This is a genomic window from uncultured Allobosea sp., assembly GCF_945957345.1.
GTDB lineage: Bacteria > Pseudomonadota > Alphaproteobacteria > Rhizobiales > Beijerinckiaceae > Allobosea.
Genome location: NZ_CAMFKW010000019.1, coordinates 1 through 14,720, shown reverse-complemented (window position 1 = coordinate 14,720; position 14,720 = coordinate 1). Strand labels below are relative to the sequence as shown.

Sequence of the window (14,720 nt, the reverse complement as noted above, 5' to 3'; positions counted from 1 at the left end):
CAAACTTCCTTCGCATCCTCGCCGAGTTAGGCGCGCCGGCCCTTCAGGCGCAAGACGTATCCGATGACTTCGGCGACAGCCTGATAGTGTTCGACAGGAATTTCTTCGTCGATGTCGACAGTGGCATAAAGCGCACGCGCCAGCGGCGGATTTTCGACGATCGGCACGCGATGTTCGCCGGCGACCTCGCGGATCTTCAGGGCCATCGCGTCGACCCCCTTGGCGAGGCACAAGGGCGCGGCCATGCCGGGCTCGTATTGCAGCGCGACCGCGAAGTGGGTCGGGTTGGTGATGATGACGGTCGCCTTCGGGACGGCGGCCATCATGCGCTTGCGGACGCGCTGAGAACGGATCTGGCGCAGCTTGGCCTTGACCTCGGGATTGCCTTCCGAGTTCTTGAACTCGTCCTTCATCTCCTGCTTGGTCATCTTCTGGCGCTGGTACCAGGAGAAGCGCTGCCAGCCGAAATCGCCGATGGCGATGATGGCGAAGAGAGCGAGCACCGCGCCCATCAGCTGGATGGCGAGGGAGAGCGTCGCTGGCATCAGCGCCTCGACCTGCATCTGGGCAAAGCCCTCGAGACGGTCGTGCTGTTCCCAGAGCGTGTACCAGACGACGATGCCGATCAGCCCCGTCTTGGCGAGGCCCTTGGCGAAATTGACCCAGGCCTCCTTGCCGAGGAGCCGCTTGGCCCCCGCCATCGGCGATATCCGGCTGAACTTCGGCATCAGCGGCTCGAAGGTCCAGAGCGGCTTGTGCTGGAGCAGGGCGCCGGCAAGCCCGGCGCAGAGGATGAAGGCGAAGGGCATGCCCAGCGCCATGAAGCCGGTGAGCACGCCGCGCTGCGTGACCTGCATGAAGGAGGCGCCGTCGGCGGGGACCTGATGCGCGTTCATCAGGAAGGAGCGCAGCGAGAGCATCGCCTCGCGGGCCGACCAGCCGGCGGCGACCATCAGGGCGAGCGTGAAGCCGCAGAGCACGAAGAAGGTCCCGATCTCCTGCGATTTGGGGACGTCGCCTTTCTCCGTGGCTTCTTCCAGCTTTCGCTGGGTCGGGTCTTCTGTTCTGTCTTCGTTTTCGGCTTCCTCGGACATGATTTCCTCAGCCTGTGAACTGGCGCAGGAAGGTGCCGAGATCGTCGATGAAGACGCTCATCATCACGCCGATCACGACGAGCAGGACCAGCATCCCGCCCATGATCGAGGCCGGTGCTGCGAGGAAGAAGACCTGCAATTGCGGCATCATCCGCGCGAGCACGCCGAGGCCGAGATTGAAGAGGAGGCCGAAGACGAGGAAGGGCGCGGAAATCTGGATGGCGAGCGCGAAGCCCCGTGCGGTCGAGCGGATCGCCAGCGCCATCGTGTCGGTGAGGTCGACGGCGCCGCCCGGCGGCAGCAGGCGGTAGCTCTCATGGATCGCGGCGATGGCGATGTGGTGCAGGTCGGTGGTCAGGATCAGCGTGATCCCGAGCATCGTCAGGAAATTGCCGATCGAAGGGTTCTGCATGCCGCCGGTCGGATCGACGGTCATGGCGAAGCCGAGCCCCATGGTCTGGGCGACGAGCGTGCCGGCGGTCTGCAGGCAGGCCATCACCAGCCGGGCGCAAAGCCCGATGACGAGGCCGATCAGCAATTCTCCGATGAGCAGCGTGACGACGCCGGAGACGTCGCCGGGTACGCGCAGCGAAGGCCGCGCCACGGGTACGATCATCAGCGCGATGAAGAAGGCGAGCGACAGCCGCGCCCGCGAGAAGATGAAGCGCTCGCCGATGCCGGGCATGAGCATGACGAGCGTGCCGACCCGCGCGAAGACGAGCACGAAAATGGCGCTGATCTCGGGCAGGATCGCGATCTGCATCGTGCCGCGGGCACCCTCGCGCCAAGGTGGGAGCCGCGGTGCCGTGCCGGCGAAAGCCGGCAACAGGCGCGACAGGCTCATCCGCCCGTGGCGATTCGGGCGGCGACTCGCCCCATATAACCCGCCATGGCGTCTCCCATGAACGGGAGAAACAGCAGCAGGGCGGCAAAGACGGCGACGATCTTCGGCACGAAGACCAGGGTCTGCTCCTGGATCTGGGTCAGTGCCTGGATCAGCGAGACTATGAGGCCGACCGCGAGCGCGATCACCATCAGAGGGCCGCCGACCTTGAGGAAGACGACGATGCCGTCGCGGGCGACGTCGAGAATGGCTCCGGAAGTCATGGTCTCAATCCGATCCGTTGGCCGTCAGACCGGCATCCGCATGATTTCTTCATAGGCCGCGATGACGCGGTCGCGCACGGCGACCAGTGTCTCGATCGCCGCTTCGCTCTCGGCCACTGCCGTCACGACATTGACGATATCGGCCCGGCCGCCGGCGACGCTCGCGGTCTGGGTATCGGCCTGGCGCCCGGCGCTGGCGGTGGCGTCGAGCGCCTTGCCGAGCAGGGCGGAGAAATCCGGCCCGCCCGCCTCCGCTGCGCCCGTGGCGAGCGGCTTGCGCATCAGATTGCCGGCGCCCATCCCCTGGATGGAGGCGTAGGCGCCCGCAGCGAAACCCGGAGTGGCCATGTCGGTCTAGTCCCCTTCTGGAGCGCTTTATTCGGAGCCGCGCGTCAGGCGCGCAGGATGTCGATGGTGCGCTGGATCATCCTGCGCGTCGAAGAGATCAGGTTGAGATTGGCTTCGTAGCTGCGCTGGGCCTCGCGCATGTCGACCATCTCGACCAGTGCATTCACATTCGGCATCTGCACGTCGCCCTTGGCGTCGGCGGCCGGGTTGCCGGGCTCGTGCTTGACCTTGAAGGCGCTCGGGTCGCGCTGGACCTTGCCGAGCGCGACGAGCTGGGCATCGAGCGTACGGTCGAAATGGCGCTGGAAGGTCGGCACCTTGCGGCGATAGGGCTCGGCGCCGGCCCGCTCCGGGCCGGAATCGGCGTTGGCGATGTTCTCGGAGATGATGCGCATGCGCCCGGACTGGCTGCGCAGGCCGGAGGCGGCAACGGCGATGCTCTTGATCAGGTCCATGATCAGCGACCCATCCTTTAACGCCCCTTGCCGATCGCGATCTTCATCAGGCCGAGACCCTTGCTGTAGAGCGAGGCGGCGAGCTGATAGTCGGACTGATTCTGTGCGACCTTGAGCATCTCGTCCTCGAGATTGACCGCGTTGCCGTTGGGCGTGGTCTCGAAGCGCGGGGCGCCGGTGCCGTCGAAGCCGCCATTGGCGCTCGTCAGGCTCATATGGCCGGCATTCGTTTGGGCGATCGCGACACGGGCGCGAGCGGGATCGACGCTCGGCGGCTTCAGATCGACCGGGCGGAAGCCGGGGCTGTCAGCATTGGCGACGTTCTCGGCGAGGATCTTCTGGCGCGACTGCTGGTACTGCATGCGCGTCTTCAGCGCCTGCATCAGGCCGCCGCCGACGCTGAATCCGTCGTTCGCCATGGCTCCCGCTCCCCGTCTTCGCCCCCGGCGATGCCGGACAACTGGGCAAATCCTGCCGGGTGCATGGTTAACATCCGGTTAAAGGGGCGAGTTTCACGGGTGTGGTTAACCACGCGTTCACCATGTTTCCCGATAGCGAAAGCGTTATGCTATACGCAAGGTGTTGAACCATGGACGGGACTTAGCGGCCGTCCGGGCCGTTGCGTAAGAGGCAGACCTTGCAGAGCTTGTTCGGATTGGAACTCTCGACCGCGCAGAAGGTGATCGTCGCCTCTGTCGTCATTCTCGTGCTCCTCGCGCTGCTCGGCCTGTTCGTGCGGCAGATCCAGGGCGGGCGCCTGCGGCTTCGCGGCCAGGCTGGCGGGAGGCAGCGCCAGCCGCGTCTCGGCGTCATCGATACCTATGATCTCGACCGCCAACGCCAGCTCGTCCTGATCCGGCGCGACAATATCGAGCATCTGCTGATGATCGGCGGTGCTTCCGACGTCGTGGTCGAGACCAATATCATGCGCAGCGGAGGCCGGGCCGCGCCGCCGAGCTATGTCGACACCGCCGCGGCGGACCGGCCCCTGCCGCCGTTCGAGACGCTGGTTCCCCCGAGTGAACCCGCCATGCGGGCGGGCGAGGAAGCGCGCCGCGCCGGTTACCCGGAAGGGCCGGAGTTGCTGCCGCCACTACCAACCCGCCCCGTTTCGGTTCCGGTCGAGCCGGTGACGGCGACCGCCGCAGCCACGGTCGCGACCGCTGGCGTTGCCGCCGCGCTCGGCGTCGCGGCGGCGGCCGAGGCGGCCGCTGCTTCGGCCAAGCCTGCGATGCCCGCAATGCCGGCGCCGCCCGTCACCACCGGCCCGGCGCCGAGCTTCGCCCGCGAACATGCGCCGCAGCCCGCCGTCAGTGCCGGCGAGTTGGATGACATGACGCGACAGCTCGAAGAGGCGCTGAAGCGGCCCTTCTCCGCGGTGCGTCCGGCCAATCTCCCGAACGAGGCGCCGGTTCCGAGCCAGGCTCCTGTGGTGGAGCCGCCGGCTCCGGCCGAAAAATTCTCTCCCGCACCAGTCGCCGAGGAGAAGGCGCGGTCGGTCGAAGCGGTCGCTCCTTTCGCCGAGCCGCCAGCGCCCGAGCCTGAAATCGTGTCCAAGCCAGAGCCGGCACCGGTCGTACCGCCTGCTCCCGCCGTGGCTGCGCCACGCCAGAAGCCGATTCCGAGCGATGTCGAGGCCGAACTCGCCGCCGCGCTCGGACTGACGCTGGATCGGCCCCTCTCGAAGGCGCCGGAGCCCAAGCCGGTCGAAGCCAAGTCCTCCGAGCCGAAGCCGGCCGCGATGCATCATCCCGAACCGCCGCCGGCCCCGGAACCGATCATCGAGGATGAGGCCGTCGACGAGACGGTGTTGGACGAGGTCGTGGAGGAGCCTGCTCCCGCCGAGGCGACGAAGCCGCAGCCCGAACCCGAGAAGGCGGCCGAGCCCGCTCCGAAGGAGATCGATCCTTTCTCGGTCGACGCGATCGAAGCCGAGTTCGCCCGGCTGCTTGGCCGCGATCCCAAGGCCAAGTCCTGAGGCGATACGCTGTAGCCTGAAGGCCGGTTGCCTCCAGGCTGCCGCCATCAACAGAATTGTCGGCCATCCGGCCTTGTGACGCCGCGCATCGGTTGCGCGGCGTTTTCGTGTGACTAGCCTCAGGCGCATCCGATCGGTTGAGTCGGGCAGTGGCGGCGCGCGTGAAGTTCTTCGGCAGACGAGCAAGAGGCTTTCGAGGCGGGCGCATCCTGGCTGCTGCCGCGCTGCTGCTCGCGCTCCAGACGGTGCCGGCACTGCCGCAGACTCTCTCGCTCGACCTGGGGCAAGGCGGCGGCGTGGCGGAGCGGGCGCTCCAGCTCATCGCCGTCATCACGGTCCTGTCGCTGGCGCCGTCGATCCTGATCATGGTGACGTCGTTCACGCGAATCGTGGTGGTGCTGTCGCTGCTGCGCTCGGCGCTGGGGACGCAGACCGCGCCGCCGAACGCCGTGATTCTCGGGCTCTCGCTGTTCCTGACGGGCTTCGTCATGGCGCCGACCTTGCGCGAGGCCTACAGCACTGCGGTCCAGCCGCTGATCGCCGGCCAGATCCAGCCGCAGGAGGCCTATAATCGCGGCGTCGTGCCGTTCAAGGCCTTCATGCTCAAGCATGTCCGCGAGAAGGACCTCTCGCTGTTCCTGGACATGTCGCAGGGGCCGCGTCCGCAGCAGCCGCAAGATGTCGGCGTCGAGGTGCTCGTGCCGGCCTTCATGATCTCGGAGCTCAGGCGCGCCTTCGAGATCGGCTTCCTGCTGTTCGTGCCCTTCCTGATCATCGACCTCGTCGTGGCCTCGATCCTGATGTCGGTGGGCATGATGATGCTGCCGCCGGTGACGGTGGCATTGCCGTTCAAGCTGATCTTCTTCGTGCTGGTCGACGGCTGGGGCCTGGTCGCCGGCTCGCTGGTAAAGAGCTACGGCGGCGGGTGAGCGGAAGCTCGTCGTGCTCGGGCTTGAGCCGAGCATTTCGTGACGCGGAGGCTCGGGAGCCTCAAATCAGGAGAGATTTTCGGGTCTGCGCTGCGCTTCGCCCGAGAATAGCGGCTGGGGGCGGGCGCTCCCTCAGCCCACCACCACCCGGCCGCGCTGGATGCGCAGGCTGAGCGAGCCGTTCTTCAGCGCCAGGGCCTTCTCGCCGAAGACGCCGCGACGCCAGCCGTGCAGGGCCGGAACATCCGCGAGATCGTCGGAGGCGATGGCGTCGAGATCGTCGCTGGAGGCGATGATCTTGGGCGCGACGCGCTCGGCATCGGCCACCGCCTTGAGCAGGACCTTGAGCAGGTCGAGCACCGCGGCGTTGGTCGGGCGGCCACGCTCGCGCTCCAGCCGGGGCAGGGTCTTGGGATCGAGGGCAGCGGCGCGCTCGATCGCAGCGAGGACTTCGGCGCCGTTGCGCGAGCGCTCGAAGCCGTTGGGGACGGAGCGCAATTCGGCCAACGCCTCGACCGAGCGCGGGCCGCGCTGGACGATGTCCATCAGCGCGTCGTCCTTGAGCACGCGCTGGCGCGGCACGTCGCGGGTCTGCGCCTCGCGCTCGCGCCAGGCGGCGATCTCCATCAGGTTCGGCAGTTCGCGCGGCTTGCGGATGCGGCCCTTGAGGCGCTGCCAGGCGTTCTCGGGCTTGACCTCGTAGGTCGCGGGCGAGGTCAGCACCGCCATCTCCTCGGCGACCCAGCTCTCGCGGCCGCTGGCGTCGAGATCGGCCTTCAGGGCGAGATAGATGTCGCGCAGATGGGTGACGTCGGACTCGGCATAGGAGAGCTGTGCCTCGGTCAGTGGGCGGCGCGACCAGTCGGTGAAGCGCGAGGACTTGTCGATGCGCGCCTTGGCGAGGTCGTTGGCGAGCTGCTCGTAGCCGACCGAGTCGCCATAGCCGCAGACCATGGCCGCGACCTGCGTGTCGAAGAGCGGGTGAGGCAGCACGCGCCCGAGCAGCCAGACGATTTCCAGGTCCTGCCGGGCGGCGTGGAAGACCTTCACGACGTTCTCGTTGACCATCAGCCCGAAGAAGGGGGCGAGATCGAGATCGGGCGCGAGCGGGTCGATCAGCACGGCCTCATCGGGGGAGGCGAGCTGGATCAGGCAGAGCTTGGGGTAATAGGTGGTCTCGCGCAAGAACTCGGTATCGACCGTGACGAAGGGATGGGTCGCGAGACGATCACAGGCGGCGGAGAGCGCGGCGGTATCGGAAATCAGATGCATGATGTCGTCGTCTTAGCAGAGAGAGCCGCAGGATGTCGCGGGCGTTCTTGACATTTCGGGCGCGCGCGTGTGGTTAGCCGCAAGCTGTGGCTGGCCTCTGAGCTGGCCGTTGACGCATTTCCGAAAGACTGATCCCGTGACCCTGCATCGCTATCGTTCCCACACCTGCGGCGCGCTCCGCGACAGCGACATCGGCAAGACCGTGCGCCTCTCCGGCTGGTGCCACCGCATCCGCGACCATGGCGGCGTGCTCTTCATCGACCTGCGCGACCATTACGGCATGACGCAGGTGGTTATCGATCCTGATTCGCCGGCTTTCGCGGATGCCGAGACGCTGCGCTCGGAATGGGTCGTGCGCATCGACGGTAAGGTCAAGGCCCGTCTCGCCGGCACCGAGAACGCCAATCTGCCGACCGGGGCGGTCGAGGTCTTCGCGACGGCGATCGAGGTGCTCGGCCCCTCGGCCGAACTGCCGCTGCCGGTCTTCGGCGATCTCGAATATCCCGAGGACACCCGCCTCAAGTACCGCTTCGTCGACCTGCGTCGCGAGAAGCTGCACAACAACATCATGCTGCGCACCAAGGTCATCGACTCGATGCGTCGCCGCATGAAGGATTCGGGCTTCTCCGAGTTCCAGACGCCGATCCTGACGGCGTCCTCGCCGGAAGGCGCGCGCGACTTCCTGGTGCCGAGCCGCCTGCATGCCGGCAAGTTCTACGCGCTGCCGCAGGCGCCGCAGCAGTACAAGCAGCTCCTGATGATGGCGGGCTTCGACCGCTACTTCCAGATCGCGCCCTGCTTCCGCGACGAGGACCCGCGCGCCGACCGCCTGCCGGGCGAGTTCTACCAGCTCGACGTCGAGATGAGCTTCGTCGAGCAGGAGGACGTGTTCGCGACGATGGAACCGGTCATCACCGGCGTATTCGAGGAATTCGCCGAAGGCCGGAGCGTCCAGAAGAACTGGCCACGCATCCCCTATGCCGAGGCGATCGCCAAATACGGGTCCGACAAGCCGGACCTGCGCAACCCGCTCGTCATGCAGGACGTCTCCGAGCATTTCCGCGGCTCGGGCTTCAAGGTCTTCGCGCGCATCCTCGAAGGCGAGAAGAACCGCGTCTGGGCGATCCCCGCGCCGGGTGGCGGTTCGCGCGCCTTCTGCGACCGGATGAACTCCTGGGCGCAGGGCGAGGGGCAGCCGGGCCTCGGCTACCTGATGGTCAAGGAAGACGGCGAGGGCCAGGGGCCGATCGCGAACAACATCGGGCCTGAGCGCGTCGCGGCGATCATCAAGCAGATGGGGCTGAAGGGCGGCGACGCCTGCTTCTTCGTCGCGGGCGACCCGGACAAGTTCTACAAGTTCGCAGGCAGCGCCCGCAGCAAGGTCGGCCAGGAGCTCAACCTGATCGACGAGAACGCCTTCGCCTTCGCCTGGATCGTCGATTTCCCGATGTTCGAGTACAACGAGGACGAGAAGAAGGTCGATTTCTCGCATAACCCCTTCTCGATGCCGCAGGGCGGCCTGAAGGCGCTCAACGAGGAAGACCCGCTCTCGCTCAAGGCCTTCCAGTACGACATCGCCTGCAACGGCTTCGAGCTGGCCTCCGGCGGCATCCGCAACCACCGCCCCGAGGCGATGGTGAAGGCCTTCGAGATCGCCGGCTATGGCGAAGAGACGGTGATCGAGCGCTTCGGCGGCATGTATCGCGCGTTCCAGTATGGCGCCCCGCCGCATGGCGGCATGGCGGCCGGCGTGGACCGCATCATCATGCTGCTGGCGCGCGCGACGAACCTGCGCGAGGTCGCGCTGTTCCCGATGAACCAGCAGGCGGTCGACCTGCTGATGGGCGCTCCGGCCGAGGCGACGCCGAAGCAGCTGCGCGAGGCGCATCTGCGCGTCAACCTGCCCGAGAAGAACGGCTGACGACCATGGCTTCGCTGTCGATCGGGCGGGCGCTGCCGCTCGCCTGTCTTCTTGCACTCTCGCTCGGCGCCTGTGTCGCGGCCGGCGAGAGCAGCTCCGGCCGTGCCTCGGCGCTGGCCACGACGGTGTCGCGCGCCATCGCCTGCAAGGCAGGCTCGCCGCAGCGCTCGACACTCGACCGCTTCCTCGCGGCCGAAAAGGCGCGGGGTGCCGACGATCAGCAGATCGCGGCGGCGCGCTCGGCCTATATCGGCGTGTCCGAGGCCGAGACGATCAACCAGAGTGTGCAGCCTCACGCTTGCACCGCGGAGGAGCGTGCGGAGCTGAAGCAACGCATGGGCCGCATCCGCGCCGGGGATTTCGACACGCTCTGAGCTGCCCGTGCCGATGCCCTCGATCCTCAAGCTCGCCGCCGCTGCGGCCTCGTTCGCCGCGGTCGGTGCCTGCACGGTCGCCGGGCCGGTGCCGGGCACGGTGGAATATGCCGCCGCGACCGTGTCGCGCGCCTATGATTGCGGGTTGCCGGTCGATCGCAGCCGGATTCTCGCACGGCTCGATCGGCAGGATCGGCCGCGTTTCATCGCGGCCAATGCCGGCTATGCCGTGAAGTCCTACAAGGCGCCGCATCGCTGCGAAGCGAGCGAGCGCGAGCGGATCAAGGGCGAGATCGGCGCGCTCGCGCGCCGCTGAAATCGCTTGCGTCCGGCCTTCTGACATGGCCACAAGGCGGCAATGCCCGCCGCCGCCATCACCGCCATCGTCGTCAGCTATGACAGCGCCGATGTCCTGCCCGCCTGCCTCGACGCGCTGGCCGGGGAGGGCATTCCGGCCATCGTGGTCGACAATGCCAGCGGCGATGACAGCCGCGCGATCGCTGCGGCGAAGGGCGCGCGGGTGATCGCCAATGCCTGCAACGAGGGCTATGGCCGGGCGAACAATATCGGCGTGGCTGCTGCCGACACCCCTTATGTGTTGATCGTCAATCCGGACCTGGAAATCGGGCGTGGTGCCGCAGTGGCACTGCTCCAAGCAGCCGAGCGTTATCCCGATGCCGGGATGCTGGCGCCGCGCATCGTCGAGCCGTCCGGCCGCGTCTTCCTTCAGCCGCGCTCACTGCTCTCGCCACCGCATCTCAATCGCTCGGGCGCGATGGCGATCCCGGAGGGAGACGCCTGCCTGCCTTTCCTGTCGGGAGCGTGCCTGCTGATCCGGCGCGAGGTCTTCGTGGCGCTCGGCGGCTTCGATCCGGCTATCTTCCTGTTCTACGAGGATGACGATCTGTGCCGGCGCATGCGCGATGCCGGCCATGCGCTCGTCCATGTCCATGGCGCCGAGGCACGGCATGGGCGCGGGCGCTCGACGGCGCCGTCGCCGCAGCGGCGCTTCAAGGCGCGCTGGCACCTGGCCTGGTCCGAGCACTACATCGCCCGGAAATACGGGCTCGCCGGGCCGGGGCCGATTCGAATGCTGGAAAATGCGGGGAAAGCTGCGGGCTACGGGCTGCTGCTGAAGCGAGAGAAGATGTTCGCGCATGCAGGCTCTGCCGCCGGAGCAAGGGCCTGGCGACGCGGCGAGACGGCATTGGCCCATGAAGGGCTGGGGGAGATGCCATGAGCCGGCCCACGGTCGCGGAGGCGCTGGCCAACCCGCACAATAATTTCGGCCTGCTCCGGCTGATCATGGCGCTTGCCGTCGTTGTGTCGCATGCCTTCAGCGTCACCGACGGGCGGGTGGAGCTGGAGCCCTGGTTCCAGACGACCGGGTTCACGCTGGGCGAGCATGCCGTCAACGGCTTCTTCGCCATCTCCGGCTTCCTGGTGACGATGAGCTTCGTCAGGCGCGGCTGGCGTGACTATGTGGTGGCGCGGCTGCTCAGGATCGCGCCGGGGCTGATCGCGGCTACGCTTCTCGTTGCGCTCGTGCTGGGCGCGTCGATGACGACGCTGGACGTCTCAGCCTATTTCCGCGATCCGCGGCTGTGGCGCTTCATCACGGGCACGCTGACCACCTTCAAGAGCGCTGCCGGTTTGCCGGGCGTTTTCGAGAACAACCCGCTGCCGTTTCCGCTGGGGACGGTGTGGACGCTGAAATACGAGACCTTGTGCTATCTCGGCGTACTCGCCGCGGGGCTTGCCGGGCTTCTGGCGCGGCCGCGTCTCGCGCTGGCTGCGCTCTTGGCGCTGACGCTCGCCCTCGTCCTGCGCGAGGTGCTGGTGCCGCATGGGGCGAAGGGCACCGAGACGGCGCTGCGCCTGCCGCTGATCTTCCTCGCGGGTGGGGTGGTTTATCTCTATCGCGAGAAAGTGCCGCTTTCGCTGCCGCTGCTGATGGTCGCGCTGGCCGCGCTGGTGCTGCTCTCCCTCACGCCGCTCTACAAGGCAGCGCTCTTTCTCGTCACCGCCTGGGGCATTCTCGTGCTGGCGCTCGCGCCGGCCCTGACGCGGCGCTCGGTCGAGCCGCCGGCCGATCTCTCCTACGGCGTCTATCTCTACGGCTGGCCGGTGCAGCAGGCGCTGCATGCGCTCTATCCGGCGCTGGGTGCGGCGTCCCTGCTGTGGCCGTCGCTGGCCGTGACACTCGTCGTGGCGGCGCTGTCCTGGTTCCTGATCGAGAAGCCGGCACTCGGCCTCAAGCGCCGGCTGATGGGCGGCTCCTGAGCGCAGCCAGCAAGTCGTCGATCCGCTCGGAGAGCAGAAAGGGGATCAGCCGCTCGATCTCGGGGCGCGGGCGGTTCCACCAGGAGGTTTCGAGCAGGGATGCGATCCGCGTCTCGTCGAAGCGCAATCTGACGACGCGGGCAGGGTTGCCGGCAACGATCGCATAGGGCGGCACGTCGCGCGTGACCACGGCGCGCGCCGCGACCACTGCACCGTGGCCGATGGTGACGCCCGACATGATCATGCATTGCGAGCCGAGCCAGACATCGTGGCCGATGACCACGTCGCCGCGGGTCGTATCATGGCCGGTCAGGCCTGCAGTCTGAGGCCAGAGCCCGCGCAGGGCGGGGAAGGGATAGGTCGTCGCCCAGTCGAGGCGGTGATTGCCGCCGAGCAGGATCTCGACCCCGTCGGCGATCGAACCATAGCGCCCGATCACGAGCCGGGCGCCGCTCTCGGGAAAGCGCACCTTCGGGCGGCCATAGGTATACGGCCCGATGACGAACTGACCCGGCCTCCGCGCGACGAGCTTCGCGAGATGCAGCCGGGTCTGGTTGTCAGGGTTCAGCCGCTTGCGCAACCAGCCGCGCGGGACTGGCGGCAGGCCCGCCCACCAGGCCTCAAGGCCTGATGGGCGCCACTCGCGGTCTTCGGACGCGACAGCGCCCTTTTCATCACTGCGCATCGGCCTTGAGGTCGATCTTGTCGAAGATCTCGGTCGGTTCGGTCATGGTGATGACGTCGGCGAGGCCGAGACCGGTCGCCGACTTGGCGCTGGCCTGGACTGTCAGAGTGCCGGGCTTGGCGACGAAGCGCGAGGCCGCAGCGGCCACGGCCTTGGCGCCGTCGGACGGGCCGAGGATCGCGGCAAGCCCGAGGCTCGCGACCATCGTGAACTGCTGGCGGACCTCATCGGCCTTGCGCTTGGACTTGCGGGCCTCGTTCTCGATCAGCTTCTCGACCAAGCCGAAATTCTGGACCTTGACCTGGAGGTTGCGGGCGGTCGCGCCGAGCGCCGCCACCTGGGCGAGGGCGAGATCGCTGGCGAACAGGTCCTTGGTGACGTTGCCGAGCGTGCCGGAGGCCTCGATCTGGGCAAGGCCGGCGCTACCGAAGGAGAGCGTGCGGATGGCGATCTCGTTCTTTGCGGCTTCCCAGGCCAGATCCAGCTTGGCCGACAGGTCGAGCGAGCGGATGCCCATCGCGATCATGTCCTTGGCCGCCGGGTTGCCGGTCGCCTCGGAAACGGGGGTGACGAGCTTGTCGATCGTCAGCGCGAGGCTGGTCGGGATGCCGTTGAGCTGCTCGCCCGCCTTGATCTCGAAGGTGCCGAGCGAGATCTTGACCGGCTCCTTGCCGGTGATGATCGCGGGTGCGTCGATCGAGATGCCGGCGAGGCGGACCGTGCCGATCGTCGGGATGAAGCGGCGGAAATCGCCCTCCTCGATCGGCTTGTCCGGCTCATTCAGGGCCGCGCGCAGCTCGCTGATGACCGAGCCGAACTTAAAGCCGGAATAGGCGATCGAATCGACGCCGCCCTTGGCCTCGCCCGAGCGGAACTGGAGGCCTTCCATGGCGAAACCCGATTTCGCCGGGGTGTCCTCGCCGAAGGCCATGCGGGCGATCCGCATGTCGACGGCTTCCGGCTTGGCGCCGGCTTTCGGCGGGGCGCTGATGTTCATGACGAGGTCGCGCGCTTCGCCGCTGCCATATTCGAACATGTCAAAGAGCGCGAGCATGGACAGGCCGAGCTGCCGTTCGGCGTCGGTCTTGGCGGGCGACTTCTCGGAATCCTTGGCCTTCTTGTCCCCCTGCTTGCTCTCGACCTCCTCGCTTGCCTTGGCCAGGCGCGAGAACACGTCGAGCAGCGGCTCGGGGCCGACCTTGGCGGCGAAGCCGCGCGCCGTGGTGCGGCCGAGCGACATCTTGCCGGCCTTGCCCATGTCGAGGCTGTAGCCGTCCTGCTCGAAATTGCCGATGATCGGCAGCATCGCTTCATTTGCGCCGGCCGCGGCCTTCTCGGTCAGGACGCGCGCGATCTGGCGCAGGTCGAAAGCGTCGAAGGCGGTGCGCTTCAAGTCGCCCTTCATCGGCCCGGTGGCGCCGCCGTCGGCCGTGATGCTGCCGCTCGCCGATTCGCCGTGTCCGATCTTGCCCTCGCGGATATCGGTGAAGCGGATGTCGCGATAGACCGTGGTCTGCTTCTGGTCGCCGACCGTCTGCACCAGCGAGAGTTCCGGCGCGCTGATCTCGGCCGCGTTGAGCTTTGCTGCCCGTGCAGCGGCCGGTTCACTGGCGGATGCGCCGGTGAACAGCGCCAGGAAAGCATCCTTCTCCAGCGTCGAGCCCTTGATCGCGATCTTCGGTGCGTTGATGACCAGCTTGCCGAGGTCGATCTTGACATTGTCGAGCTGGAAATCGGCAGCCCAGGCCGAGGACGCGAAGGTCATCAGGATGGCCGCCAGGGCCGTGCCGGCAAGGTGCGTCGTCCGACGAGGGCGCGCAACGATCATGGATATCTCCTACTTCATTAGGCCGGCGAAACTGCCGCAAGCGGGTGACGAAAGAAAGCCGTCAGCCAATGTGGTCTGGCATCCCGCATTCATATGATGACGAAAGGCTTGACCGAAAGGCGGCGAAGGCGGCCATCTGCCGAAGATTTGCCATCGGCCGCTTCTAGAGCAGAACCGGCGATAGCCGCCATGGAGTCAAGAAACGATGCATGCCGTCAGAACCGCTCTCGCCGCCGTCGCGCTGGCGCTGATCGCATTGGCTCCGGCCGGATTGCAGGCCCAGGGCCAGCCCGCGGCTGCCGGAGGCGCCGGCCTCGAATCACTGGTCATCGTCAGCGGCGGCACGCGCCACGCCTTCCAGGTCGAGGTTATGCGCACGCCGGACCAGCGCGCGAAGGGCCTGATGTTCCGCAATTACATGCCGGCCGATCGCGGCATGCTGTTCG

The 14,720-nt window shown here is 67.2% G+C and carries 17 protein-coding genes; 8 read left to right on the top strand and 9 right to left on the bottom strand.

The genetic code is table 11. From position 1 onward, the window contains the following. Nucleotides 1–26: 26 nt before the first annotated feature. The 6 genes from flhB to flgB form a co-directional block, all read right to left on the bottom strand. A complete protein-coding gene (gene flhB / locus Q0Q36_RS11445; RefSeq protein WP_293798249.1) occupies nt 27–1,094 on the bottom strand; it encodes a flagellar biosynthesis protein FlhB in 1,068 nt (355 codons plus the stop codon). Between the two features lie 7 nt (nt 1,095–1,101). Then, complete coding sequence (fliR, locus tag Q0Q36_RS11440; RefSeq protein WP_293798339.1) at nt 1,102–1,857, bottom strand: flagellar biosynthetic protein FliR; 756 nt, start codon at nt 1,855–1,857, stop codon at nt 1,102–1,104. A 77-nt stretch (nt 1,858–1,934) separates the two neighbouring features. Next, on the bottom strand, nt 1,935–2,201 hold the full coding sequence (gene fliQ, locus Q0Q36_RS11435) for a flagellar biosynthesis protein FliQ (protein WP_265060125.1): 267 nt from the start codon (nt 2,199–2,201) through the stop codon (nt 1,935–1,937). Between the two features lie 24 nt (nt 2,202–2,225). Next, complete coding sequence (locus tag Q0Q36_RS11430; RefSeq protein ID WP_265060124.1) at nt 2,226–2,549, bottom strand: flagellar hook-basal body complex protein FliE; 324 nt, start codon at nt 2,547–2,549, stop codon at nt 2,226–2,228. A gap of 44 nt (nt 2,550–2,593) precedes the next feature. After that, the gene (gene flgC / locus Q0Q36_RS11425; RefSeq protein ID WP_293798248.1) at nt 2,594–3,004 is read right to left on the bottom strand and encodes a flagellar basal body rod protein FlgC; all 411 of its coding nucleotides are present in this window, start codon (nt 3,002–3,004) and stop codon (nt 2,594–2,596) included. A 17-nt stretch (nt 3,005–3,021) separates the two neighbouring features. Further along, the gene (gene flgB, locus Q0Q36_RS11420; protein ID WP_265060122.1) at nt 3,022–3,423 is read right to left on the bottom strand and encodes a flagellar basal body rod protein FlgB; all 402 of its coding nucleotides are present in this window, start codon (nt 3,421–3,423) and stop codon (nt 3,022–3,024) included. 218 nt (nt 3,424–3,641) lie between these two features. Between flgB and Q0Q36_RS11415 the strand changes: the two genes are divergently transcribed. Both Q0Q36_RS11415 and fliP read left to right on the top strand, forming a co-directional pair. Further along, a complete protein-coding gene (locus tag Q0Q36_RS11415; protein WP_293798247.1) occupies nt 3,642–4,982 on the top strand; it encodes a flagellar biosynthetic protein FliO in 1,341 nt (446 codons plus the stop codon). A gap of 206 nt (nt 4,983–5,188) precedes the next feature. Further along, nucleotides 5,189–5,911 (top strand): flagellar type III secretion system pore protein FliP, encoded by a 723-nt coding sequence (fliP, locus tag Q0Q36_RS11410; protein WP_293798337.1) that lies wholly within the window; start codon nt 5,189–5,191, stop codon nt 5,909–5,911. A gap of 132 nt (nt 5,912–6,043) precedes the next feature. On the opposite strand, the gene rnd is transcribed toward fliP, so the two are convergent. After that, nucleotides 6,044–7,183: a ribonuclease D gene (gene rnd, locus Q0Q36_RS11405; RefSeq protein WP_293798246.1), complete on the bottom strand. Its 1,140-nt coding sequence runs from the start codon at nt 7,181–7,183 to the stop codon at nt 6,044–6,046. Between the two features lie 142 nt (nt 7,184–7,325). Here rnd and aspS point away from each other — a divergent pair, with 142 nt between their 5' ends. From aspS to Q0Q36_RS11380, 5 genes are read left to right on the top strand one after another with little or no spacing between them, the layout of a single operon-like run. Next, complete coding sequence (aspS, locus tag Q0Q36_RS11400; protein ID WP_293798335.1) at nt 7,326–9,104, top strand: aspartate--tRNA ligase; 1,779 nt, start codon at nt 7,326–7,328, stop codon at nt 9,102–9,104. Between the two features lie 5 nt (nt 9,105–9,109). Continuing rightward, the gene (locus tag Q0Q36_RS11395) at nt 9,110–9,478 is read left to right on the top strand and encodes a hypothetical protein (RefSeq protein ID WP_293798245.1); all 369 of its coding nucleotides are present in this window, start codon (nt 9,110–9,112) and stop codon (nt 9,476–9,478) included. Between the two features lie 7 nt (nt 9,479–9,485). Continuing rightward, nucleotides 9,486–9,794 (top strand): hypothetical protein, encoded by a 309-nt coding sequence (locus tag Q0Q36_RS11390; protein WP_293798244.1) that lies wholly within the window; start codon nt 9,486–9,488, stop codon nt 9,792–9,794. A gap of 42 nt (nt 9,795–9,836) precedes the next feature. After that, nucleotides 9,837–10,718, top strand: a complete 882-nt coding sequence (locus Q0Q36_RS11385; protein ID WP_293798243.1) for a glycosyltransferase family 2 protein — start codon at nt 9,837–9,839, stop codon at nt 10,716–10,718. Beyond that, nucleotides 10,715–11,761 carry an acyltransferase gene (locus Q0Q36_RS11380; RefSeq protein WP_293798241.1) on the top strand — a complete coding sequence of 349 codons (1,047 nt, stop codon included), beginning with the start codon at nt 10,715–10,717 and terminating at the stop codon, nt 11,759–11,761. The genes Q0Q36_RS11385 and Q0Q36_RS11380 overlap by 4 nt, the downstream gene beginning before the upstream one ends. On the opposite strand, the gene Q0Q36_RS11375 is transcribed toward Q0Q36_RS11380, so the two are convergent. After that, nucleotides 11,733–12,446 (bottom strand): CatB-related O-acetyltransferase, encoded by a 714-nt coding sequence (locus Q0Q36_RS11375; RefSeq protein WP_293798240.1) that lies wholly within the window; start codon nt 12,444–12,446, stop codon nt 11,733–11,735. The two genes, Q0Q36_RS11380 and Q0Q36_RS11375, sit on opposite strands and share 29 nt — an antisense overlap. Next, complete coding sequence (locus tag Q0Q36_RS11370) at nt 12,436–14,274, bottom strand: hypothetical protein (RefSeq protein ID WP_293798238.1); 1,839 nt, start codon at nt 14,272–14,274, stop codon at nt 12,436–12,438. Before Q0Q36_RS11370 ends, Q0Q36_RS11375 begins: the two co-directional genes overlap by 11 nt. Before the next feature lie 205 nt (nt 14,275–14,479). On the opposite strand from Q0Q36_RS11370, the gene Q0Q36_RS11365 reads away from it, so the two are divergent. Then, a partial coding sequence (locus Q0Q36_RS11365) for a DUF192 domain-containing protein (protein WP_293798236.1) occupies nt 14,480–14,720 on the top strand: 241 nt, incomplete at its 3' end.

Excerpts from the sequence above, each read along its gene's own strand:
- flgB (WP_265060122.1), bottom strand. The coding sequence starts at position 3,423 with ATGGCGAACGACGGATTCAGCGTCGGCGGCGGCCTGATGCAGGCGCTG.
- flgC (WP_293798248.1), bottom strand. The coding sequence starts at position 3,004 with ATGGACCTGATCAAGAGCATCGCCGTTGCCGCCTCCGGCCTGCGCAGC.
- Q0Q36_RS11370 (WP_293798238.1), bottom strand. The coding sequence starts at position 14,274 with ATGATCGTTGCGCGCCCTCGTCGGACGACGCACCTTGCCGGCACGGCC.
- Q0Q36_RS11395 (WP_293798245.1), top strand. The coding sequence starts at position 9,110 with ATGGCTTCGCTGTCGATCGGGCGGGCGCTGCCGCTCGCCTGTCTTCTT.
- fliR (WP_293798339.1), bottom strand. The coding sequence starts at position 1,857 with ATGCAGATCGCGATCCTGCCCGAGATCAGCGCCATTTTCGTGCTCGTC.
- Q0Q36_RS11385 (WP_293798243.1), top strand. The coding sequence starts at position 9,837 with ATGCCCGCCGCCGCCATCACCGCCATCGTCGTCAGCTATGACAGCGCC.
- rnd (WP_293798246.1), bottom strand. The coding sequence starts at position 7,183 with ATGCATCTGATTTCCGATACCGCCGCGCTCTCCGCCGCCTGTGATCGT.
- fliQ (WP_265060125.1), bottom strand. The coding sequence starts at position 2,201 with ATGACTTCCGGAGCCATTCTCGACGTCGCCCGCGACGGCATCGTCGTC.
- Q0Q36_RS11380 (WP_293798241.1), top strand. The coding sequence starts at position 10,715 with ATGAGCCGGCCCACGGTCGCGGAGGCGCTGGCCAACCCGCACAATAAT.
- Q0Q36_RS11430 (WP_265060124.1), bottom strand. The coding sequence starts at position 2,549 with ATGGCCACTCCGGGTTTCGCTGCGGGCGCCTACGCCTCCATCCAGGGG.
- Q0Q36_RS11375 (WP_293798240.1), bottom strand. The coding sequence starts at position 12,446 with ATGCGCAGTGATGAAAAGGGCGCTGTCGCGTCCGAAGACCGCGAGTGG.
- flhB (WP_293798249.1), bottom strand. The coding sequence starts at position 1,094 with ATGTCCGAGGAAGCCGAAAACGAAGACAGAACAGAAGACCCGACCCAG.